The organism is Blastococcus colisei, assembly GCF_006717095.1.
In the GTDB taxonomy this organism is placed as follows: Bacteria; Actinomycetota; Actinomycetes; order Mycobacteriales; family Geodermatophilaceae; genus Blastococcus_B; species Blastococcus_B colisei.
The window spans coordinates 1,458,843-1,479,514 of sequence record NZ_VFQE01000001.1; the positions used below are offsets into that span (position 1 = coordinate 1,458,843).

Here is a 20,672-nt window from a genome sequence, read left to right on the forward strand (position 1 = left end):
CCGCGTCCGGTCCCACCTCGGGGGAGTCTCCGGTCACATCGGGTGACCACCGGCTCTGGCAGAAATGGCCATAACTGCCGTCCGAGGGCGGGGATCTGGCGAGATTCCGGTCCATTCCGGCCGGATGGTTCGCACGGACCGCGGCCCGGACCGGTCATGCTGTCCGGCGTGACCGTGACCGCCCCCCGGCCGACGCACCGCACGCATCGCATCCACCCCGCATGGTGGGTCGCCGCCGTGACGTTCCTGGCGCTGGTCGGTGCCGCTGCATTCCGCGCGGTCCCGGGCGTGCTGATCGACCCGCTGCGCGCGGAGTTCGGCTGGTCGGTGTCCACGATCTCGGCCGCGGTCGCGATCAACATGGCGCTGTACGGGCTGACCGCGCCGTTCGCGGCCGCCCTCATGGAGCGCTTCGGCATCCGGCGTGTGGTGATGGCCGCGCTCGTCGTGGTCGCCCTCGGCAGCGGGCTGACCGTCTTCATGACCGCGAGCTGGCAGCTGATCCTGCTGTGGGGGGTCCTCGTCGGCCTGGGCTCCGGCTCCATGGCGCTGTCGCTGGTGGCCACGGTGACCGGCCGCTGGTTCGTCGCCCGCCGCGGGCTCGTCTCGGGAATCCTCACCGCCGGCGGCGCGGCCGGGCAGCTGGTCTTCCTCCCGCTGGTGGCCTGGATCGACTCCGAGTGGGGCTGGCGGGCGGCCTCCCTGGGGACGACGGCCGCCGCGCTCGCCGTCCTCCCGCTGGTCGCCTGGCTGCTGCGCGACCGGCCCCGCGACGTCGGCGTCACCCCGTACGGAGGAACGGCGGCCGACGACGTCGACCCGGTGCGCACGGGTGCCGCCCGCGCGGCGGTCCAGGGGCTGGTACTCGCCGCGAGGTCGCGGCCGTTCTGGCTGCTGGCGGCCGGCTTCTTCATCTGCGGGATGTCGACCAACGGGCTGGTGCAACCGCACTTCATCCCGGCTGCGCACGACCACGGCATGCCGGTGACGACGGCGGCGGGCCTGCTCGCGGTGGTCGGCCTCTTCGACATCGCCGGCACGATCTTCTCCGGCTGGCTCACCGACCGCGTCGACCCGCGGGTGCTCCTGCTGGCCTACTACGGCCTGCGCGGACTCTCGCTGTTCGCGCTACCGACCCTCTTCGGGCCGGAATTGCACGTCAGCATGATCGCGTTCATCGTCTTCTACGGCCTGGACTGGGTGGCCACGGTGCCGCCCACGCTGGCGCTGTGCCGCGAGCACTTCGGCGCCCGCGCGCCCGTCGTCTTCGGCTGGGTGTTCGCCTCGCACCAGCTCGGCTCGGCGGTGGCGGCGTTCGGCGGCGGGGTGATCCGCGACGTCACCGGCTCCTACGACCTGGCCTGGTTCCTCGCCGGCGGGCTGTGCATGGTCGCCGCAGCGGCGTCCATCTCGATCCGCCGCAACCTCCCGCCGCGACCGGAGACGCTGCTGTCGACGAACCCGCAGGAAGCCGCGGCCGCCCAGGCCCACGGCTGAGCCCCCCAGGGGCAGAAATGGCCATTTCCGCCCTTGGGCATGGGTCAGCCGGCGGCGGCCAGGGCGGGGTCGACCGAGCGGCCCAGGATCAGGTCCGCGGCCCGCTCGGCGATCATGATCGTCGGCGCGTTCGTGTTGCCCCGGACCAGCGTCGGCATGACCGAGGCGTCGACGACCCGCAGGCCCTCGATGCCGCGCACCCGGAGCTGGGAGTCGACGACCGCCTGCTCGTCGGTGCCCATCCGGCACGACGACACCGGGTGGTACAGCGACTCGAGGGTGTTCTTCACCGACACGCGGAGCGCCTCCCGTCCCTGCACCGCGCGGCCGGGTGACCACTCCTCGGCGAGCACCGAGGTGAGCGGCCCGACCGACGCGATCTCCCGCGCCTTCTCGACGCCGGACACCAGCGCGTCCAGGTCACGCTCGTCGGTGAGGTAGCCGGCGTCGATGGCCGGCGACCACGACGGGTCGGCCGAGCGCAGGCGCACCGTGCCGCGCGAGTGCACGCGCACCAGCACGACCAGGGTGCTGAAGGCCTCGACGTCCGGGTCGATCTCCGCCTGCTTCCAGAACTTCACCGGCAGGAAGTGGAACTGCAGGTCCGGCTCGGTCAGCTCGGGGGTCGACCGGGTGAACAACCCGGCCTCGGCCAGGTTGGAGGTCAGCGGGCCGCGCCCCATGGCCTTCCACCTGGCGAGGTTGACCGGCGTCTCGGCCAGCCGCAGCGACGTCCCGGACCGGACGGTCGAGACGACCGGCACCAGCGGGTGGTCCTGCAGCCCGCCACCGACACCCGGCAGATCGTGGACGACGTCGACGCCGACCTCGCGCAGGTGGTCGGCGGGGCCGATCCCCGACAGCATCAGCAGCTGCGGGCTGTTGATCGCGCCGCCGGAGAGCACCACCTCGCGGGTGCCCCGCACGGTGTGCACGCGCCCGCCGGCGCGGTACTCGACGCCGGTCGCCCGTCCATCCGAGACCAGCACGCGGGTGGTGAGGGCGCCGGTCCGGACGGTCAGGTTCGGCCGGTTCTCGGCGGGGTGCAGGTAGGCGGCGGCCGACGACCAGCGACGGCCCCGCTTCTGCGTCACCTGGTACTGGCCGACGCCCTCGAGGGTGGCGCCGTTGAAGTCGTCGTTGCGCGGGTGGCCGGCGGCCACCGCGGACCGGACGACGGCGCGGGTCCACGGGTGCGGCGAGCGGAGGTCCTCCACCCGCAGCGGCCCGCCGACACCGTGGAAGCGGTCGGCCCCGCGGGCGTTGTCCTCCATGCGGCGGAACAGCGGGAGGACGTGGTCGTAGGACCAGGACGGGTCGCCGGTGAGCTCTGCCCACTCGTCGTAGTCCGCTGCCGCACCGCGCATGTAGATCATCGCGTTGATCGACGACGACCCGCCGAGCAGCTTGCCGCGGGGCCAGAACAGCCTGCGGCCGTCGAGGCCCGGCTGCGGCTCGGTCGTGTAGTTCCAGTCCAGCCGGGTGCGCCAGGTCTTGTAGAGCCCGGCCGGGATCTGCACCTCGAGGACGTCGTCGGAGCCGCCGGCCTCGAGCAGCAGCACCCGCAGCGTCGGGTCCTCCGACAGCCGGCCGGCGACCGCGCAGCCGGCGGATCCCGCACCGACGACGACGACGTCGAACTCCTCAGGGCCGTCCTCCGAGGGGCGTTCATGGCCATGAACGCCGCTCACCGGTGGCGCCCGTGGACCATGCCCATGACGCGGGTCAGCGCGTCGGTGGCCGAGGCGGGGCGGCTGAAGCTCATCAGGTTCACCGGCAGCGCGACCCGCTGGCGGGTGATCGCCTTGGCGCGGGTGAACTCCTTGAGCCCGTCCTCGCCGTGGATCCGGCCGAAGCCGCTCTCGCCGACGCCGCCGAAGGGCAGCGCCGGAACCGAGGCGAAGGCCAGCACCGAGTTCACCGATGTCATGCCGCTGCGCATCCGGCGGGCCAGCTCGAGCCCCCGGGCCTTCGACTTCGTGAAGACCGAGCCGGCCAACCCGTAGGAGGTGGCGTTGGCGCGCTCCAGCGCCTCCTCGGCGTCCCGCACCTTGGTGATGGTCAGTGTCGGGCCGAAGGTCTCCTCGCAGATGGCGGGGGAGGAGTCGGGGACGTCGAGCAGCACGGCGGGCGCGAGGTAGTTCTCGTTCGGGAACAGGCTCGGGTCGGCCTCGCCCCGGACCACCCGACCGGTCGCGGCGGCGTCGGAGACGTGCCGGCGGACGACGTCGCCCTGCGAGGCCATGGTCATCGGGCCGTACGTCGCCTCGTCGTCCGAGCCGGGCCGCAGCGTGCGCACCTGGGCGGTGACCTCGGCGACGAACCGGTCGTAGACGGCGCTGGTCGCATACACCCGCTCGATGCCGATGCAGGTCTGCCCGGCGTTGCTCATCGCGCCCCACACAGCGGCGTCGGCGGCAGCGACCACGTCGGCGTCGTCGTCGACGATCATGGCGTCCTTGCCGCCGAGCTCCATGAGCACCGGCGTGAGGGTCTCCGCGCAGGTGGCCATCACCTTCCGGCCGGTCGGGGCCGATCCGGTGAAGGCCAGCTTGCCGACGCCCGCGCGGCACAGCGCGGCGCCGGTCTCGCCGTAGCCGGTGACGACCTGGAAGGCGTCCTCGCTGTCGGGGACGGCGGCGCGCCACGCGGCGGCCATCCAGGCGCCGACGGCCGGGGTGTGCTCCGAGGGCTTGAAGACGACGGCGTTGCCCGCGGCCAGCGCGTAGGCGATGGAGCCCATCGGCGTGAAGACCGGGTAGTTCCACGGGCCGATGACCCCGATGACGCCGAGCGGCTGGTACTCGAGGTACGCGGCGTGGTTGGCCGCGAGCATGCCGGCCTTCACCTTGCGCAGGCCGAGCGCCTTGCGCGCGTGCGCCCCGGCCCAGGCCAGGTGATCGATGGTCAGGGTGATCTCGAGGATCGCGTCGGCGTGCGGCTTGCCGTTCTCGCGGTGGACGAGGTCGGCGAGCTCGTTCATCCGCCGGGCGACGTAGCCGCGGTAGGCGGCCAGCCGCTCCTTGCGCCCGTCGAACCCCAGCTCGGCCCACTGCACGGCCGCTGCGCGGGCGCGCTCGACGGTCTCGGTGACGGCATCGGCGTCGTGCACCGGGAAGACGCCGACGACCGCGCCCGAGGCGGGGTTCGTGGACTCGAAGGTCTGCGTGGTGGCGTGGCGGTCGACGCTGCCGGCGGAGGCGCCGGTGACCGTGTCCATCTGCTCGACGAGCGACATGTGGCGCAGGTTACCCGCGAGTCACATGGCCCGTACGAGGGTGACCCGACCGGGCGACGTCCGCTGTCAGTCGTCGGCCTCGATGACGGCCCAGACGGTCTTGGTGCCGCGTTCCCGGAACCAGCCGTGCCGGGCCGAGAGGTCGGCGATCAGGTAGAGCCCGAAGCCGCCGAGGCTCGGGTCGCGGCCCTGCGCGGGCGTCGGCGGCACCTCGGTGGAGGAGTCGCTGACGGCGAGCAGCCACTGGCCGCCGGTCCGGCTGAGGGCCGTGGCCACCGGGGCACCGCCGTGCCGCAGGGCGTTCGAGGTGAGTTCGTCCGCGACCAGCACCAGCCGCTCCGACCAGTGCTCCCGCTCCGGGTGCACGACCGTCGAACTACCCGTGAGCGTGGACCGCAGGCGGGCCCGCAGCTTCGCCAGTTCGGACAGCGAGTGCAGCTCCTGGCACCACAGCTCGCGGAACCCGAACGGGGACGGCGCGGGATGCCAGAGCGCCACTGCCACCGCCTCGCTGCCGGGCCGGGTCCTCCGGGCCACCTGCCACGCCGTGGTTTCCGGTCGTGGTCGTTCACCGCAGCGGTGCCCGCTGCCGGCGGTGACGAACCGTCCTATCACCCGCAGGGTGGAGATGGCAGGCCGACCCGCCGAACTAGGGTCTCCTCCCATCGGGCTCACCGGCCCGCGCACGGGGAGGCCGGAGCATGCAGACCGCCAGCGACGGCGACCCCTTCGGCACCGCCGGGATTCGGCAGCGGGCGCTGGCGGCGTGGACCGCCGACCCGGCGCGCTTCCGCGAGGACGCCAACGCCGAGGAGGACCTCGTCCGCGGTGGCTATCGCGACCGGCTGCTCGTCGAGCTGGCCCAGAACGCGGCCGACGCGGCCGTCCGGGCGGGGGTGCCGGGGCACCTGCGGCTGGAACTCTGCGGAGCGACGCTCCGGGCGGCCAACACCGGCGCGCCCCTGGACGCCGCCGGGGTGCAGGGGCTGGCGACGCTGCGCGCCTCGGCCAAGCGCGACGAGCCGGCCAGCGTCGGGCGCTTCGGCGTCGGCTTCGCGGCGGTGCTGGCGGTCAGCGACGAGCCGGCCGTGCTGTCGGCGACGGGCGGGGTGCGGTTCGGCGCCGAGCTGACGCGCACCGTGGTGACCGCGGTGCCGGGGCTGGCCGCCGAGGTCGTCCGCCGGGACGGCGCGGTGCCGGTGCTGCGGTTGCCGTGGCCCTCCGGCGGCACGCCCCCGGAGGGTTTCGCGACCGAGGCCGTGCTGCCGCTCCGGGACGGCGCCGGCCCGGTCGTCGCGGCGGCCCTGGCGGACCTCCGCGCCGAGCTGCTGCTCGCCCTGCCGGGCCTGAGCGTCATCGACGTCGTGGTGGACGGCGCCGAGCGCACCCTGCGGATCGAGCGCGCGCCGGGCTCGGCCCGGATCACCGACGGTGCCCGGACGACGGCGTGGGCGGTGGCCGAGCGCTCGGGGGAGCTGGCCGCCGAGCTGGTGGCCGACCGCCCGGTCGAGGAGCGGTCCCGCCGCGGATGGACGGTGACCGCGGCGGTGCCCCTGGACGACGACGGCCGGCCGGTTCCGCTGCCGCCGGGCCAGGTACTCCACGCACCCACGCCGAGCGACGAGCCCCTGTCCCTGCCGCTGCGGCTGATCGCGCCGTTCCCGCTCGGCCCCGACCGCCGGCACGTGGCGCCCGGCCCGGTCACCGACGCGCTGGTCGAGGCCGCCGCCGGCACCTGCGCCGATCTCGTGACCGGCCTGCCCGCCGATCCGGCGGTGCTCGCGCTGGTGCCGCGGGTGGGGCTGGCCGGTGGCGAGCTGGACGCCGCGCTGTGCGGCGCCGTCCTCGACCGGCTGCGGGCGCTGGCCTGGCTGCCGGCGGCGGCCGACCCGGACGTCCGGCAGGCGCCGGAGCGCGCAGCAGCGCTGGACGACCCGACCGAGGAACGGGTGGCCGCGTTCCGGGACGTCGTCCCCGGCCTGTTGCCCGCCGGCTGGTCCCGGCGATCGGACGCCCGCACGCTCACCGCGCTGGGGGTGCGGCGGATCGGGATCGCCGAGGCGGTGGAGGCGGTCCGGGGCGTGGACCGGCCGCCGTCGTGGTGGGCCGCGCTGTACGCCGCCATGGACGGCGCGGACCGCGAGGAGCTCGCCGCCCTGCCGGTGCCGCTCGCCGACGGCCGGACCGCGCACGGTCCTGCCGGGGTACTCGTGCCCGACGCGGGGCTGCCCGTCCATCGGCTGGGCGCGCTCGGCCTGCGGCTGGCCGAGCCGGAGGCGGTCGCCCCACCTGCGGCCCGGCGGCTGCTCGAGCGGCTGGGGGCGCGGCCGGCGACGGCGCAGGCCGTCCTCGGCGACCCGGCGGTGCGGGCCGCGGTCGAGACCTCGATGGACGCCGTGGACGACGCCCTCGAGGGGGCACCGGAGCCGGAGGAGCTGGCCGAGGCCGTGCTCGCCCTGGTTGCGGCGGCACGCCCGGCGGCGGGGGAGCTGCCCTGGCTGGCGGAGCTCGCGCTGCCCGACGCCGAGGGCGGCTGGGCGCCGGCGGGGGAGCTGGTGCTGCCGGGATCGACGCTGGCCGCCGTCCTGGAGGCAGGGTCGCTCGGGGTGCTGGACGCGGACCTGGCCGCGACCGCCGACCCGGACGCCCTGCGGGCCGTCGGCGTGCTCGACACGTTCGCGCTGGTGCGGGTCGACGACCCCGACGAGCTCGACGTCGACGGCGTGGACCGCTGGGTGGATGGCGCGCTCGACCGGCTGGCCCCCGACGGGCCGCTCCCGGGATGGCCGCCGCTGACCGCCGTCCGTGACCTGGAACTGGTCGTCGACTGGCCCGGCGCGCTGCCGCTGCTGGTGGCGCTCCCGGCCGAGGCGTGGGCGGACGTCGTCCTCCACGGCGTGCCGGTGCCGGGCTACCTGCGCTGGTGGCTGTCGACCCATCCGGTGCTGGACGGCCGGCGTCCCGACCGCCTCCGGCATCCGGAGAGCACGGAGTTACAGGGACTGTACGAACCGGCGTCGGCCGCCCCGGAGGTCCTCGCGCGGCTCCGGCCGCCGGCGACCGTGGCCGACGTCCTGGCCGACGTCGACGGGGCGATCGACCTGCTCCACCGGCTCGGCGACCCGGCGCGGACGGTGCGTCCGGACGTGCTGCCGACGGTCTACGCCCGCCTCTCCGAGGCCCTCGACGGGATCGACGTCGACCCGCCGGAGCGGGTACGGGTGGCGCCGGACCGGGTCGCGGCCGACGCGGTGGTGCTCGATGCGCCGTACCTACAGCCACTGGTCGGATCGGCGGTGGTGCCCGCCGGCGGTGCGCCCGGCGCGGTGGCGGACCTGCTCGATCTGCCGCTGGCCGGCGAGCGGGTCCGCGGCACGGTGACCGGTGACGGGCAACGGCGTCCGTGGGCAGGGCTCCCCGGCGCAGCGCTGGCGGCGGCCCGGCTCGGCCTCGAGGTGCTGGCCGGTGACGTCGTCGTCCACGAGGGCCTCGCCGTCGACGGGTGTGCGGTTCGCTGGTGGCCCGGCGAGGACGTGGACCACGTCGACGGCAGCCCGGAGGCCCTCGGGCGCGCACTGGCCTGGCGGGCCGGGGTGTGGTCGCGCCGGCAGGCGCTGGCCGAGGCGTTCGCCCACCCCGACCACGCCCTCGAGCTGGCTGCCGAGGACGCGGTCGCGGACCAGGCATAGGAACCTTTACCCCCTCCCAGGGCGCCTGAAATGGGGGTAAAGGTTCCTATGCCTCCTTCACTGGCCCCAGCGGGGGATGGCCGCCGCACCGGGCGCGTGCCCGTGGGTGGACGGCCGGCCACCCCGCCGCCCACCGGGTGTACCGGGCCGGGGTGCGCTGGGCGTGCGTCGCGCACTCGTGGAGCGAGAGCCACCGGGCCGGGGTGAGTGACGTGGGCCGCATGGTCGGCGGCAGCCCTCCTGGCGGAGCCAGCGGACGCCGGCGGTACCGGGCAGCTACTGCCCCGGTGCGGCCTTCTTCGACTCCTGGCGGGCGCGGTGGGCCTCCCACTTGGCGCGGTCGCGCGCACGGGCCGCGGCACCGCGCTCCCACTTCTCCTTGCGCCTGCGGGCGCGCTCGAGCTCGCGCTCCTCGAACGTGGAGTGGCTGTCCCAGTCGCCGGCGAACACGGCGATGACCGCGAGGGTGACCAGCATGATCGCCACGAACGCGGCGACGACCGGATCGAGGAGCAGGAAGGCCGCGACCGACCCGAGGACCGCCACCGCGCTGCCCAGCACCCACCGAACCGACACGTGGACCAGTATCCGCGTCGTCCCCGGCTGACGGGGGCGGCTCCCCGTGTGACGAGTGGGACACGCGTGATCGACAGGGGCTTGCGGTGCGTGGATCGGATCCCTACGGTCGGGGCAGCGGTTCAACAGTCAGCCGTCGCGCCGGCGTCGAGTTCCGACCCGACTCACCGGCCCGGTTTTCTGCTTCGGGAGGCTCCAATGACCGCATCCTCGATCGATCCTCCCCTCACGGACCTGGTCTCGGTCGACGTCAGCGGCTCCGGTCCCGTCGTCTGCGTCGCCGCCTCCGGCGAGGTCGACTCGACCTCCGCCTCCGTCCTGCGCCACGAACTCGACGTCCTGCTCGACGGCGACGTCCGCGAGCTCACCGTCGACCTCGGTCAGGTCACGTTCCTCGACTCCGCCGGCCTCTGCGTCCTCGCCGCGGCCCACCGCCGCGCCGTCCGCCAGGACGTGACCATGCGGGTTCTCGCCTCCTCCCGTGCGGTCATCCGCCCGCTGCAGATCACCGGCCTCTGGGACCTGCTGAAGGCCGAGCGGGTCGACGACGACCCCACCGTGCCCGCGCGGCAGGGCGTTGCTTGATCTGCACGGCCTGACCGACAGGTCCTGACCCCTCTCCCCGGTCGTCGGCCGGGGCGCCTGCGCAGCTCGAGCCGCCTGGGTGGAGACTCGGTCCCGCCCTCCCAACTGACGGGGCGGGTTCGGTCGTGGAGGAACAGGGAGGACCATCGTGCGAGATGCGGTCATCTGCGAGCCGCTGCGGACCCCGGTCGGGGGTTTCGGCGGATCGCTGCGGGACGTGCCGGTCCAGGAGCTCGCCTCGACGGTGATCCGTGCACTGGTGGAGCGCACCGGTCTGCCGCCGGAGTCGGTGGAGGACGTCCTGCTGGGCCACTGCTACCCGACGATGGAGGCCCCGGCGATCGGCCGCGTGGCGGCGCTGGACGCCGGACTCCCCGTCACCGCCTCGGGCATCCAGCTCGACCGGCGCTGCGGCTCGGGTCTGCAGGCGGTCCTCTACGCCGCCATGCAGGTGCAGTCGGGCGCCTCCGACCTCGTGCTCGCCGGGGGCGCGGAGTCGATGAGCAACGCGCCGTTCTACTCGACGGCGATGCGCTGGGGCGTCAAGGCGGGCCCGGGGGTGCTGCTGCAGGACGGCCTGGCCCGCGGCCGGGTCACCGCGGGCGGCCAGGACCACCCGGTGCCCGGCGGCATGTTGGAGACGGCGGAGAACCTGCGCCGCGAGTACAAGATCTCCCGCGAGGAGCAGGACGAGTACGCGGTCCGCAGCCATCAGCGCGCGGCCGCGGCCACCGAGGCCGGCCGGTTCGCCGACGAGATCGTCCCGGTCACCGTGAAGGGCCGGAAGGGTGACACCGTCGTCGACCGGGACGAGCACATCCGACCCGACTCGAACATCGAGACCCTCGCCAAGCTCCGCCCGATCATGGGCAAGAACGACCCCGAGGCGACCGTCACCGCCGGCAACGCCAGCGGCCAGAACGACGGCGCCGCGGTCGCGATCGTCACGACCCCGGAGAAGGCCGCCGAGCTGGGGCTGCGGCCGCTGGCCCGGCTGGTCTCCTGGGGCGTGGCCGGCGTGCCGCCCGCGACCATGGGCATCGGCCCTGTCCCGGCCACGGCCAAGGCGCTCGCGCTGGCCGACGTCAAGCTCTCCGACGTCGACCTGATCGAGCTCAACGAGGCGTTCGCCAGCCAGGTGCTCGCGGTGACCCGCGAGTGGGGCTTCACCGACAGCGACTTCGAGCGGACCAACGTCAACGGCTCCGGCATCTCCCTCGGCCACCCGGTCGGCGCGACGGGTGGGCGGATCCTCGCCACGCTGCTGCGCGAGATGGAGCGGCGCGACGCCCGCTACGGCCTCGAGACGATGTGCATCGGCGGCGGGCAGGGGCTCGCCGCGCTCTTCGAGCGGGTCTCGTCGTGAGCGAGCTCGCGAGCTCAGGAGTGGGCACCAGCAGCGCCCGCGTCGCGATCGTCACCGGGGCGGCCCGCGGGATCGGCGCGGCCACCGCGCTACGGCTGGCGTCCGACGGCTTCGCCGTCGCGGTGATCGACCTGAAGGAGGACGACGCCCGCGGCACGGTGGAGGCGGTCGAGGCGGCCGGTGGCCGGGCGCTGGCCGTGGGTGCCGACGTCGGTGACGCCGACCAGGTGCAGGCCGCCGTCGACCGGATCGCCGCGGAGCTCGGCCCGCCGGTCGTGCTGGTGAACAACGCCGGGGTCACCCGGGACAACATGCTGTTCAAGATGAGCGACGCCGACTGGGACCTGGTCATGCACGTCCACCTGCGGGGATCGTTCCTCATGACCCGGGCCGCCCAGAAGCACATGATCGACGCGGGGTGGGGCCGGGTCGTCAACCTGTCGAGCACCTCGGCGCTGGGCAACCGCGGTCAGGCCAACTACGCCACCGCGAAGGCCGGGCTGCAGGGGTTCACCAAGACCGTCGCCATCGAGCTGGGCAAGTTCGGCGTGACGGCCAACGCCATCGCGCCGGGGTTCATCGTCACCGACATGACGAAGGCGACCGCCGAGCGGATCGGCGAGGAGTGGGAGCCCTACGTGGCCAAGCGCGCCGCGGCCATCCCCGTCGCGCGCGCCGGGCAGCCGGAGGACATCGCGCACACCGTGTCGTTCCTGGTCAGCGAGGGAGCCGGGTTCGTCTCCGGACAGGTCATCTACGTCGCCGGCGGCCCACGAAACTAAGAGGATGGGTCGCGGTCGGGGTACCGGGCGCGCGCCAGCGCGTAGACGCCGAAGGCGGCGAAGCCGATCGCGATCGCGGTGAGCAGCCACGGCCCGGCGCGCACCCCCGCGATGGCGGTCATGGCGCCGTCCAGGCCGGTCGCCGTCGTGACGTCGGACGAGGCGGCCGCCCGCCACAGCAGCACGCCGACGAGCCCGAACGCGACGCCCTTGGCGACGTAGCCGACCCGGCCCATGCCCTCGATCAGCGGCTCCCAGCGGTCGGGGGCGGCGGGCAGGTCGATGTCGCGCATGAACCCCCCGGTGAACCCGCGCACCAACGTGTAGACCCCGACGGCGATCACCCCGAAGGCGACGGCGACGACCAGCGCCGCGCCGCCCGGGATCAGCAGCGTCTCGTCGGTGAGCTCCTGCAACCGCTCGTCGGCCTCGTACTCCAGCCCGACGGCGAACAGCAGGGCGGTGACGCCGAGGACGCCGTAGACGGCCGCCTTCGCCAGGCACTTGGTGCAGACGACGGCGGTGCGGAGCCGGTGCGCCCGGTCGAGCAGTCCGCGCCACCACAGCAGCACCTCACCGGCCTGCCAGACCGCCAGCGAGAGCATGCCCAGGCCGATCGCCCAGAGCAGCACCCGGCCGCCCGGGCCGTCGGCGACCAGCTGCAGCGCGCCGGTCTGGTCGGCGTCGGCGCCGCGCAGCCGCCACGCCATCCGCACCGCCAGGTAGCCGATGAGCAGGTGCATCGCGCCGTAGGCGACCAGCCCCGCACGCGCCAGGTGGGTGAGCACGGGATGGTCGGTGACCGTCCGGGCCCGCTCGACGACGTCGTGCACCCGGTCGAGGAGAGCGCGAGCGGAGGGCACGGAGGAATCGTGCGGGACGGGCCTGCGGAGGGCGACAGGAGGGGTGGGGAAGCTTGTGCTCTGCTTACAGAGCGAAGCAGAGCACGACTGTCCGGGGAACTAGGTGCGCTCGGGGTACCGGGCCCGCACGAGGCAGAAGGCCCCGAACGCGGCGATGCCGACGGCGACCAGGGTCAGCAGGATCTGGCCGAACGGCAGCCCCAGGATCGTGTGCATCGCCCCGTCGAGGCCCTGCGCCTTCGCCGGGTCGAAGGTGATCGCGGCGTAGGTGAACAAGCCGCCGACCACCGCCAGCGCGATGCCCTTGCCCGGGAAGCCCACCTGGCCGAGCCGCGTCACGAGCCGCAGGGCGGAGCGCGAGCAGTCGGTGGTGTCGATCTCCTTGAGGAAGCGCTTCGTCACGCCCTTGTAGACGTGGTACGCGCCCACCCCGACGAGGACCAGCCCGGCGACACCGACCAGCCACCGGCCGGCCGGCCAGCCGAAGACACCGGCTGTCGTCTGCTGCTGTTGCTGCGAGCTGTTCTGCCCACCGCCGGTGGCGAAGCGGATGGCGAGGACGGCGAGCGCGGCGTAGACGACCGTCCTGGCGATCGCCTTGCCGGACTTCTCGACCGCCCTGGTGCGGGTCTTTCCCGATGCGGACCAGCCGTGCCGCCAGCGCAACACCTCGGCGGCCTGCCAGGCGGCCAGGGCGATCATCCCGACGGCGACGACCCACAGGAGCGGCTTCCCGATCGGCGACTCGGCGAGGGTCTGCATGGCCCCGGACTGGTCGGCCGATTCCCCACCACCGCCCCACGCCAGCTGCAGGGCCAACCAGGCGACGAGCAGGTGGACCACGCCGTAGGCGAGCAGGCCGACCCGGGCCAGGTGCTCGAGGGCATCGCTGTCGCCGGCCTGGCGGGCGGTTCCGAGGGCGGAACCGGCCGTTCTCTGCGCGCTCATGACCGGCTCCTTCGACGGGCGGAGTCCAACGGCTCAGCGTGGCACACGGCACGGTCGCGGTGCCTGCCGGAGCGTGGCCCGTCGTGAGGGACACTGGGTCCGTGGCGAGCGCAACCGGCATCCTGGCGAGCAGCACCGAGTCGATGGCTCCCGAGGTGGCCCGGCGAACCTGGCCCCGCTGGGTCGGGCTCGCGGTGCTCATGCTCGCCGTCGCGGTCACCGCCGTCCTCTGGGACGACGCGGGCGCCCGCCTGATCCTGGGGGCCGCGGGGCTCTTCCTCGCCGTGCGCGGCGCGCTGCTGCTGCGCGGCGCCGGGGCCGGGGCCATGAGCACCGCGGTCGCCGGGCAGGCCCGTGGACTCGGCACCGTGGCCGTCGCCGGGGGAGTCGTGGCTCTCGGGGCCGCGCTGGTGTCGGAGTCGGTCGCCGCCACCGTCCTCCTGGTCGCCGTCCCGCTGCTGCTCCTGGCCGGTGGGGCCGCGTTGCTCGGCCACGGCGGCGTGGCCCGGCGCGGCGGACAGGCGCTGCTGGTCTGGGCGATGCTCGCCACCGGGCTGCTGGTGGCGACGGGACTCGGGCAGAGCTGGGAGCGGGCCTCGGACGCGGCCACCGTGATCGCCGCCCTGGCGGTCGCCGTCCTCGCCGTCCCCGTGCTGGTGGGTGCCTCGGTTCTGCGCACGGTGGCGGCCCGGCCGGCGCCCGCCCCCGCCCGGACCGTCCCGGCCGCGTGCGCCGGGTGCGCCTGCGGCGCCGGCGGCTGCGGGACCTGACCTCGGCCGGCCGTGATCCGGCCGGCACCTGGGTAGGACCGGCCCATGAACGGTCACGTGTTCGTCGTCGGGGCGGACCTGACGCGGCTGTCGTGCGACGACGTCCTGGTGCCCACCGACCGGACGCTGCGGGTGGCTCCGGGCTGGTGCCCGCTGCTGCCGCCGCAGCTGATCTCCGGGCACGTCGACGACGACGCCTGCGTCGCCCTGGAGTGGGCCGGGGGCGAGCGTGTCCTCGAGGTCCCGGGCGAGGGCGACCGCCGGGCGTGGCTGGTCGACACCGTGGACGACGCCGACCGGGGTCTCGACTGGCTGCTCGACGGCGCCCGCGAGGCGCTGGCCGCCGTCGCCCGGCGGGAGGTGACCCGGCCCGCGCACGGCCGCGCGCGGCGGCTGGTCGGTCTGCCGGCACTCGGCACCGGGTGGGGTGGTGCCGCGGGGCAGCGTGGTGCGCTCCTCCAGCAGCTGCTGCCGGTGCTGCGGGAGGCGGCGCACGAGCACGGTTTCGACGTCGCGCTGGTGCTGCGCGGCCCCAGCGACCTGGCCGCGGCCCAGCGCGTCCGCCGGGGCGAGGGCGTCGGCTGGGACCTGCCCGACGACCTGCGGGCACTGGCCGAGCAGCTGGGCGAGAAGGCGCGTCGCGGGCAGCTGGCGATCTTCTTCGGGGCCGGGCTGAGCGCGGCGGCCGGGCTGCCGACCTGGGAGCAGCTGGTCGCCGAGCTGGCCGAGGCATCCGGGCTGGAGGACGCACTGCGGAAGGGACTGTCCGCGCTCCCCCCGCAGGACTCCGCGGCGCTGCTGGCCCGCGAGCTCGGCCGGGAACGGCTCGAGGCCTTCGTCAAGGAGCGGTTCGGCCCCGGCTCGTACGCGCTCGCGCACGCGCTGATCGCCGACCTGCCGGTGCAGGAGTTCGTCACCACCAACTATGACCCGCTGGTCGAGCAGGCCGCCACCGACATCGGCCGGGACGTGCGCGTGCTGCCGTTCGAGGAGGCGGCGCCGGGGTCGCCCTGGCTGCTGAAGCTGCACGGGGACGCGTCGCACCCCGAGAGCGTCGTCCTGACCCGCGAGGAGTACCTGCAGCTCGGCGACACCCGGGCGGCCCTCGCCGGGGTGCTGCACTCCCTGCTGCTCACGCGGCACGTGCTGTTCGTGGGCACCTCGATGCTCGACGACGACCTCATCCGGATCGCCCACCAGGTGCGCAGCGCGCTGCAGCTGCAGGGGTCGCCGTCCGGACGACGGAACGGCACGGTGCTCGCCCTGCGGGAGGACCCCGCTCGGGCGCGGCTCTGGGAGCGGGACGTCGAGACCGTCGCGATGGGCCCCGCCGACGTCCCGGCCGCCGATGCCGCCCGCCGGCTCGAGGTGCTGCTGGACCTGATCGGCTGCCTGTCGACCCCGCCCACCGGTTACCTGCTCGACCCGGCCTACCGCGGGCTGCTCGACGAGGAGGAGTGCGCGCTGGCGGCGGCGCTCGGCCGGGCCGCCGACGCCGTGCGGGAGGACTCCGGGTCGGCAGCGGCGCAGGAGGTGGTGGCCCTGCTGCGGCGGCTGGGCCACGGCGGAGGCGCCGCCGACGGTGCGGAGCAGGGGCCCGCGGACGCGTCCACGAGCGCGCAGGACGACCGCGCCCAGGAGCAGCGCCCAGGCTGAACGTGGTTGCCCGGGAATCGTGCTGGGCACCGGAGCCGCATGCCTGGACGGAAGCCGCGCCGCCCCGAGAACGCCCTGGACCTGCTCACCCGCGGATACGGGTGGCTGCCCGACCGGCGCCGCGTGTCCGGTGTGCGCACGGTCGGCGCACGGCTCGGCGGCCTGCCGGTGACCGCGATCGAGGGTCCGGACGCGGCGCGCTTCCTCTACGACGAGGACCACGTGCGCCGCGCGCACGCCATCCCCGAGCCCGTGCAGGGCACCTTGTTCGGCAAGGGCGCGGTGCACACGCTCGACGGCGAGGCGCACCGGGTGCGGAAGGCGATGTTCGTCGGCCTGCTCATGCGCGAGGACGGCATCGCCTCGCTCGTGGAGCAGGTGACGACGGCCTGGGACGAGTCCGTGGAGGAGTGGACCCGCCGTCCGCACATCGTGGTGTTCGACGAGGCTGCGCGGGTGATCGCCGGCGCTGTGTGCCGCTGGGCCGGGATCCCGGTTCCCGACGACGAGGTGCCCGCCGTCGCGCGGGACCTGCTCGCGATGGTGGACGGCTTCGCCACCGGCGGACCGCGGCACTTCCGGGCCCGCCGGGCACGTGGTCGGCGCGAGGCCTGGCTCGCGCAGCTCGTGCGCGACGTCCGCAGCGGGGTGGCGACCGTGCCGGCGGACTCCGCCGTCGCCGTGGTCGCCGAGCACCGGGACGCCGGCGGTGAGCAGCTGGACTCGCACCTCGCGGCCGTGGAGCTGATCAACATCATCCGGCCGACGACCGCGGTCGCCTGGTTCATGGCCTTCTCCGGGCACGCGCTGATCCGCTGGCCCGACAACCGGAAGCGCCTCGCCGACGGTGACCCCGCGAACGCCCTGGCCTGGGCCCACGAGGTGCGGCGCTTCTACCCGTTCGCGCCGTTCATCGGTGGACGGGCGCCGCGCGAGGTCGAGTGGGACGGCGTCCGCATCCCGAAGAACTCGATGGTGCTGCTGGACCTGTACGGGCAGAACCATGATCCCGACCTGTGGGGCGACCCCTACGCGTTCCGGCCCGAGCGTTTCCTGGATCCTGAAGGACAGGGCCGCGCCATCGGCGAGTTCGAGCTGGTACCGCAGGGCGCCGGCGATCCGCGGACCAACCATCGCTGCCCGGGGGAGCAGCTCGTCGTCGCGCTGCTGGCGGCGCTGGCCGTCCGGCTGGCACGCCTGGAGTACGACGTCCCGGAGCAGGACCTCTCCATCGCTCTGCACCGCATCCCGGCGCGGCCGAAGAGCGGCGTCGTCCTCCGGGTGCGCGGCAGCGTCAGCTAGGGGAGGGGCCGAGGCCGGCGTCGCGCGCCAGCGCCACCGCTTCGGCGCGGCTGACGGCGTGCAGCTTGGTGAGCACGTCGGAGACCCGGTTGCGCACCGTCTTCTCGCTGAGGAAGAGCCGGGCGGCGATCGCGGCGTTCGGCAGCCCGTGCGCCACCAGGTCGAGCACCTCGCGCTCGCGGTCGGTGAGCTCGGGGAACGGCACCGCGGCCGAGCGCGCCCGGGACGACGCGAAGAAGGCCAGCACCCGGTCGGCGATGCGCGGGCCGAACACCGCCTCCGACCGGGCGGCGGCGCGGACGGCGCGGGCGATGTCGGCGCCCTCGCTCTCCTTGAGCAGGTAGCCGCGGGCGCCGGCCCGCAGCGCGGCGAACACCGAGTCGTCGTCGTCGCTCATGGTGAGGACGACGACGGCGGTGCCCGGTCGCCGTGGCGGGTACCCCGCCCATGCCCGGCATCCGGAGGTCCATGAGGACGACGTCGGGGCTCAGCTCGGTGGCAGCCGTGACGCCGGTCTTGCCGTCGCCGGCGGTGCCCACGACGTCGATGTCGTCGGCGTCGCCGAGGGCGTCGGCCACCCCCTCGCGGTAGAGCGGGTGGTCGTCGACGACGACCACCCGGATCGGTCCGCTCACCGGGTCCATCCGGACGTCGCCCGACGACGACGCCGAGGGCAGCCGGGGGTCGGCGGGCACGATCGCGACCCGCGGCAGCCGGAGGGCGCGGGCGGTCTCGTCCGCCAGCGCCAGGAGCGCCTCGGCGGGGCGGCGGCGGAGTCGAGCATCGTCCCCAGCCGGGTGGCGACGGCGAGCGGATCACGGCGCTCGCCGTAGAGCAGCCGGTCGACCGCGCGCTGTGCCCGCTCCCAGCCGGCTGCCGCGGCCAGCGCGGCGAGCGCGGCGACCGCGACGGCGATCCGACGCTCGCCGGCGGTGAGCTCGCCGACCACCGGGACCAGCACGCCGTAGCCGAGCAGCAGCAGGCCGGACAGCACGGTGAAGACCACGGCGCGGCTGACCACCAGGCCGACGTCGAAGAGCCCGTGCCGCAGGACGGCGACCGCAACGGCCAGCGGCAGGGCGGCGAACCCGACGGCGAACAGCGCGCTGGACACCACCGGCAGGTCGATGACCAACGACGCGATGGCGCAGACGAACAAACACCGACTCGCCGAGCAGCAGCCACTGCAGGTGCTCGCGCTGGGCCCCGAGGCTCGCCGCATCCGCACCAGCTGGGCGGCCACCCCGACCGCGCCGCCGACCACGAAGGCCGTGAACGAGCAGATCAGCAGCACGGCGTTGAGCCACATCCCGGGCAGCGCCCACGGGTTGGCCCAGCTGCGGGGCGTAGTCCAGGGGGCCGTTCCGGAACATCGCCGCCGCCGCGCCGAGGACGACCGCGGCGGCCAGCACCCGCGCGATCGGGCGCCAGCGGGGGGAGGGCAGCGTGCCGTCGGGGAAGTACAGCGGGACCAGCGCGACGATCACGTAGTAGGGCACGAACCCCCACGCGGCCAGCCACCCGGCGGCCGAGGGCAGCAGCCCGTCGGTGCTCCCGCGCAGCAGCACGTACTCGCCGGCCAGCAGGTACGGGGCCGGTGACGACGCTGACCATGAGCAGCCAGCCCACCCGGTTGCCCGGCGCCCGGCTCAGAACGAGTGCGGCCACCAGCGGGTAGAGCAGGCCGAGGGTGGCGTCACCGGCGTCGACCGGGCGGGGGGACGGCGTATCCCAGTCGGCCCCCAGTGCCCTCCAAGTGGTGACCGAGACAGTGACCTCGAGCCGGCACGCGGCCGCCCACGAGGGGGCAATGACATGGAAGGCGCCCACAGATGACCAGCACCTCGACCCACGGCCAGTTGACGCTGCCCGGCCAGGCGGCGGCACCCGACGGACCGGTCGACCTGACCCCGATGTTCCTGATGCACCACGCGTTCCGGCGCGACCTGACCGCCTTCGCCGACGCCGTGCACCGGACGCCGGCCGCCGACCGCACGACGTGGCAGGCGCTGGACCTGCGGTGGCGGCGGTTCGCCGAGATCCTGCACCACCACCACAGCGGCGAGGACGACCACATCTGGCCGGTGCTGGTCGGGGCCGTCGACACCGGCGGCTCGCCCGAGGACTGCGCGACGCTCGAGGCGATGGCGGCCGAGCACGCCGAGATCGACCCGATGCTGGTGGCGTGCGCACGCGGGTTCGCGATGCTGGCGGAGCGGGAGGACGAGGCGGCCCGGGTGGCGCTCGAGGCGGACGTGACCAGGACCCGCGACCGGCTCGGTGCGCACCTCGGCCACGAGGAACGGGACGCGCTGGTGCTGGTGCAACGCTTCCTCAGCGCCGAGGACTGGGCGCGCATGGACAAGCAGATCGGGTCGGACTACCCGGCGCGGCTGATCCCCTTCAGCCTGGCCTGGGTGATGCACGGGCTGCCCGACCACGGCCGCGCGGCGGCCGTGGGGTTCCTGGGCCGGCCGGCGCTGATGCTGTGGTCGCTGGCCTTCCGGCGGCCCTTCGAGCGCAAGGAGCGGGCGGCGTTCCGGTACGTGGCGGGCTGAGGGAGGGACGGCCGGCGCCCGGGAGTTCGGGACGGCCGTCCCTGGGATCGGGGACGCGGGGCGCACGAGGGTTCTCCCTGACCCCGAGAACCCTCCCGGAAGGACCCGATCCCATGACCGCCACCACCGAGCCGGCTCCGCCGGCGGCCCCGGCCGCCGAGCTCAAGCCGGGAGCCCGGTTCCGCCGCGTCGGCGGCGCCCTCTCGCTGCTGGGCGCCGGCACGCTCATCTGCATCAGCCTGCTGATGATCCCGTACGAGAACGAGACCCACGCCCAGTACCTGCAGACGGGCGTGGAGCACCAGACCGACATCCTGTGGGCCGCCGTGGTGGCTGCACTTCGGCTACCTGCTGCTGGTCCCGGCGGCGTTCACGCTGGTGCGCCTCGCCCGCCGGGGTGCGCCGAAGACGTCGCTGGTCGCGATGGTGCTGGCCGGCCTCGGCTCGGGCCTGTCCGGGATCATCGTCGTCGACTTCTACGACGCAGCCCTGGCCAACTCGCTGCCGGCCGACCAGGCGCTGGAGATCTGGAACCTGGCCGGCAGCTACGGGCAGGGCGCGATCATCGCCGCGACGAGCGTCTCGGCATCGCCCTGGGCATCGACCTGGCCGTCTACGCCGCGTGGCGGGCCCGGGCGATCCCGGTCTACCCGCTGGTGCTGAACGTCGTGGGCTGGCTCCTGTTCACGATGTTCTCCGGCGACCCGTGGCTGCCCTCGCTCGGCACCGGGCTGGTCGCGGTCGGCCTCGGCTGGGCCGGCCTGATCGTGTTCCGCACCCGCGACGAGGTGTGGGACCGGCCCTCAACCGTCCGCACCACTGAGGCATAGGAACCTTTACCC

General features: G+C 74.7%; 19 protein-coding genes and 1 pseudogene. 11 read left to right on the top strand and 9 right to left on the bottom strand.

Features of this window, described 5'->3' with window-relative positions; translation table 11 throughout:
* Nucleotides 1–168: 168 nt before the first annotated feature.
* Nucleotides 169–1,497: an MFS transporter gene (locus FHU33_RS06960; protein WP_246063367.1), complete on the top strand. Its 1,329-nt coding sequence runs from the start codon at nt 169–171 to the stop codon at nt 1,495–1,497.
* A gap of 44 nt (nt 1,498–1,541) precedes the next feature.
* On the opposite strand, the gene FHU33_RS06965 is transcribed toward FHU33_RS06960, so the two are convergent.
* The 3 genes from FHU33_RS06965 to FHU33_RS06975 form a co-directional block, all read right to left on the bottom strand.
* Nucleotides 1,542–3,188, bottom strand: coding sequence for a GMC family oxidoreductase (locus FHU33_RS06965; RefSeq protein WP_142024684.1), 1,647 nt, complete (start codon nt 3,186–3,188; stop codon nt 1,542–1,544).
* Complete coding sequence (locus FHU33_RS06970) at nt 3,185–4,735, bottom strand: aldehyde dehydrogenase family protein (RefSeq protein WP_142024685.1); 1,551 nt, start codon at nt 4,733–4,735, stop codon at nt 3,185–3,187. The genes FHU33_RS06965 and FHU33_RS06970 overlap by 4 nt, the downstream gene beginning before the upstream one ends.
* 66 nt (nt 4,736–4,801) lie before the next feature.
* Nucleotides 4,802–5,233, bottom strand: a complete 432-nt coding sequence (locus FHU33_RS06975; RefSeq protein ID WP_142024686.1) for an ATP-binding protein — start codon at nt 5,231–5,233, stop codon at nt 4,802–4,804.
* 203 nt (nt 5,234–5,436) lie between these two features.
* Here FHU33_RS06975 and FHU33_RS06980 point away from each other — a divergent pair, with 203 nt between their 5' ends.
* Nucleotides 5,437–8,424: a sacsin N-terminal ATP-binding-like domain-containing protein gene (locus tag FHU33_RS06980; protein WP_142024687.1), complete on the top strand. Its 2,988-nt coding sequence runs from the start codon at nt 5,437–5,439 to the stop codon at nt 8,422–8,424.
* A gap of 276 nt (nt 8,425–8,700) precedes the next feature.
* On the opposite strand, the gene FHU33_RS06990 is transcribed toward FHU33_RS06980, so the two are convergent.
* Nucleotides 8,701–9,000, bottom strand: a complete 300-nt coding sequence (locus tag FHU33_RS06990) for a hypothetical protein (RefSeq protein ID WP_142024689.1) — start codon at nt 8,998–9,000, stop codon at nt 8,701–8,703.
* Nucleotides 9,001–9,198: 198 nt separating this feature from the next.
* Here FHU33_RS06990 and FHU33_RS06995 point away from each other — a divergent pair, with 198 nt between their 5' ends.
* From FHU33_RS06995 to fabG, 3 genes are all read left to right on the top strand, one after another.
* Complete coding sequence (locus tag FHU33_RS06995; protein WP_142024690.1) at nt 9,199–9,585, top strand: STAS domain-containing protein; 387 nt, start codon at nt 9,199–9,201, stop codon at nt 9,583–9,585.
* A gap of 148 nt (nt 9,586–9,733) precedes the next feature.
* Entirely contained in the window at nt 9,734–10,951 is a 1,218-nt protein-coding gene (locus tag FHU33_RS07000) for an acetyl-CoA C-acetyltransferase (protein WP_142024691.1), read from the top strand.
* Nucleotides 10,948–11,733, top strand: a complete 786-nt coding sequence (gene fabG / locus FHU33_RS07005) for a 3-oxoacyl-ACP reductase FabG (RefSeq protein ID WP_246063369.1) — start codon at nt 10,948–10,950, stop codon at nt 11,731–11,733. The genes FHU33_RS07000 and fabG overlap by 4 nt, the downstream gene beginning before the upstream one ends.
* Here the strand turns inward: fabG and FHU33_RS07010 are convergent.
* Together FHU33_RS07010 and FHU33_RS07015 are read right to left on the bottom strand one after the other, a co-directional pair.
* Entirely contained in the window at nt 11,730–12,596 is an 867-nt protein-coding gene (locus tag FHU33_RS07010) for a DUF1206 domain-containing protein (protein WP_142024692.1), read from the bottom strand. The genes fabG and FHU33_RS07010 overlap by 4 nt on opposite strands.
* A gap of 99 nt (nt 12,597–12,695) precedes the next feature.
* Complete coding sequence (locus FHU33_RS07015; protein WP_142024693.1) at nt 12,696–13,544, bottom strand: DUF1206 domain-containing protein; 849 nt, start codon at nt 13,542–13,544, stop codon at nt 12,696–12,698.
* Between the two features lie 101 nt (nt 13,545–13,645).
* Between FHU33_RS07015 and FHU33_RS07020 the strand changes: the two genes are divergently transcribed.
* Genes FHU33_RS07020 through FHU33_RS07030 form a run of 3 tightly spaced genes read left to right on the top strand, consistent with a single transcriptional unit; the run spans nt 13,646 to nt 17,272 of the window.
* Nucleotides 13,646–14,314, top strand: coding sequence for a hypothetical protein (locus FHU33_RS07020; protein WP_142024694.1), 669 nt, complete (start codon nt 13,646–13,648; stop codon nt 14,312–14,314).
* Nucleotides 14,315–14,359: 45 nt separating this feature from the next.
* Nucleotides 14,360–15,970: an SIR2 family NAD-dependent protein deacylase gene (locus FHU33_RS07025; RefSeq protein ID WP_142024695.1), complete on the top strand. Its 1,611-nt coding sequence runs from the start codon at nt 14,360–14,362 to the stop codon at nt 15,968–15,970.
* A gap of 39 nt (nt 15,971–16,009) precedes the next feature.
* Nucleotides 16,010–17,272: a cytochrome P450 gene (locus FHU33_RS07030; protein WP_142024696.1), complete on the top strand. Its 1,263-nt coding sequence runs from the start codon at nt 16,010–16,012 to the stop codon at nt 17,270–17,272.
* On the opposite strand, the gene FHU33_RS25705 is transcribed toward FHU33_RS07030, so the two are convergent.
* The 3 genes and pseudogenes from FHU33_RS25705 to FHU33_RS07040 form a co-directional block, all read right to left on the bottom strand.
* Nucleotides 17,265–17,669, bottom strand: a complete 405-nt coding sequence (locus FHU33_RS25705) for a response regulator transcription factor (RefSeq protein ID WP_246063371.1) — start codon at nt 17,667–17,669, stop codon at nt 17,265–17,267. The two genes, FHU33_RS07030 and FHU33_RS25705, sit on opposite strands and share 8 nt — an antisense overlap.
* 88 nt (nt 17,670–17,757) lie before the next feature.
* A pseudogene (locus FHU33_RS25710) lies at nt 17,758–17,916 on the bottom strand (response regulator transcription factor); the annotation flags it as partial.
* On the bottom strand, nt 17,904–18,581 hold the full coding sequence (locus tag FHU33_RS07040) for a hypothetical protein (protein WP_142024697.1): 678 nt from the start codon (nt 18,579–18,581) through the stop codon (nt 17,904–17,906). The pseudogene FHU33_RS25710 and the gene FHU33_RS07040, both read right to left, overlap by 13 nt.
* A 523-nt stretch (nt 18,582–19,104) precedes the next feature.
* Between FHU33_RS07040 and FHU33_RS07045 the strand changes: the two genes are divergently transcribed.
* From FHU33_RS07045 to FHU33_RS24875, 3 genes are all read left to right on the top strand, one after another.
* On the top strand, nt 19,105–19,830 hold the full coding sequence (locus tag FHU33_RS07045; RefSeq protein WP_142024698.1) for a hemerythrin domain-containing protein: 726 nt from the start codon (nt 19,105–19,107) through the stop codon (nt 19,828–19,830).
* 378 nt (nt 19,831–20,208) lie between these two features.
* Nucleotides 20,209–20,493, top strand: coding sequence for a hypothetical protein (locus tag FHU33_RS07050; RefSeq protein WP_142024699.1), 285 nt, complete (start codon nt 20,209–20,211; stop codon nt 20,491–20,493).
* Nucleotides 20,487–20,660 (top strand): hypothetical protein, encoded by a 174-nt coding sequence (locus FHU33_RS24875; protein ID WP_170182349.1) that lies wholly within the window; start codon nt 20,487–20,489, stop codon nt 20,658–20,660. The genes FHU33_RS07050 and FHU33_RS24875 overlap by 7 nt, the downstream gene beginning before the upstream one ends.
* Nucleotides 20,661–20,672: the final 12 nt, after the last annotated feature.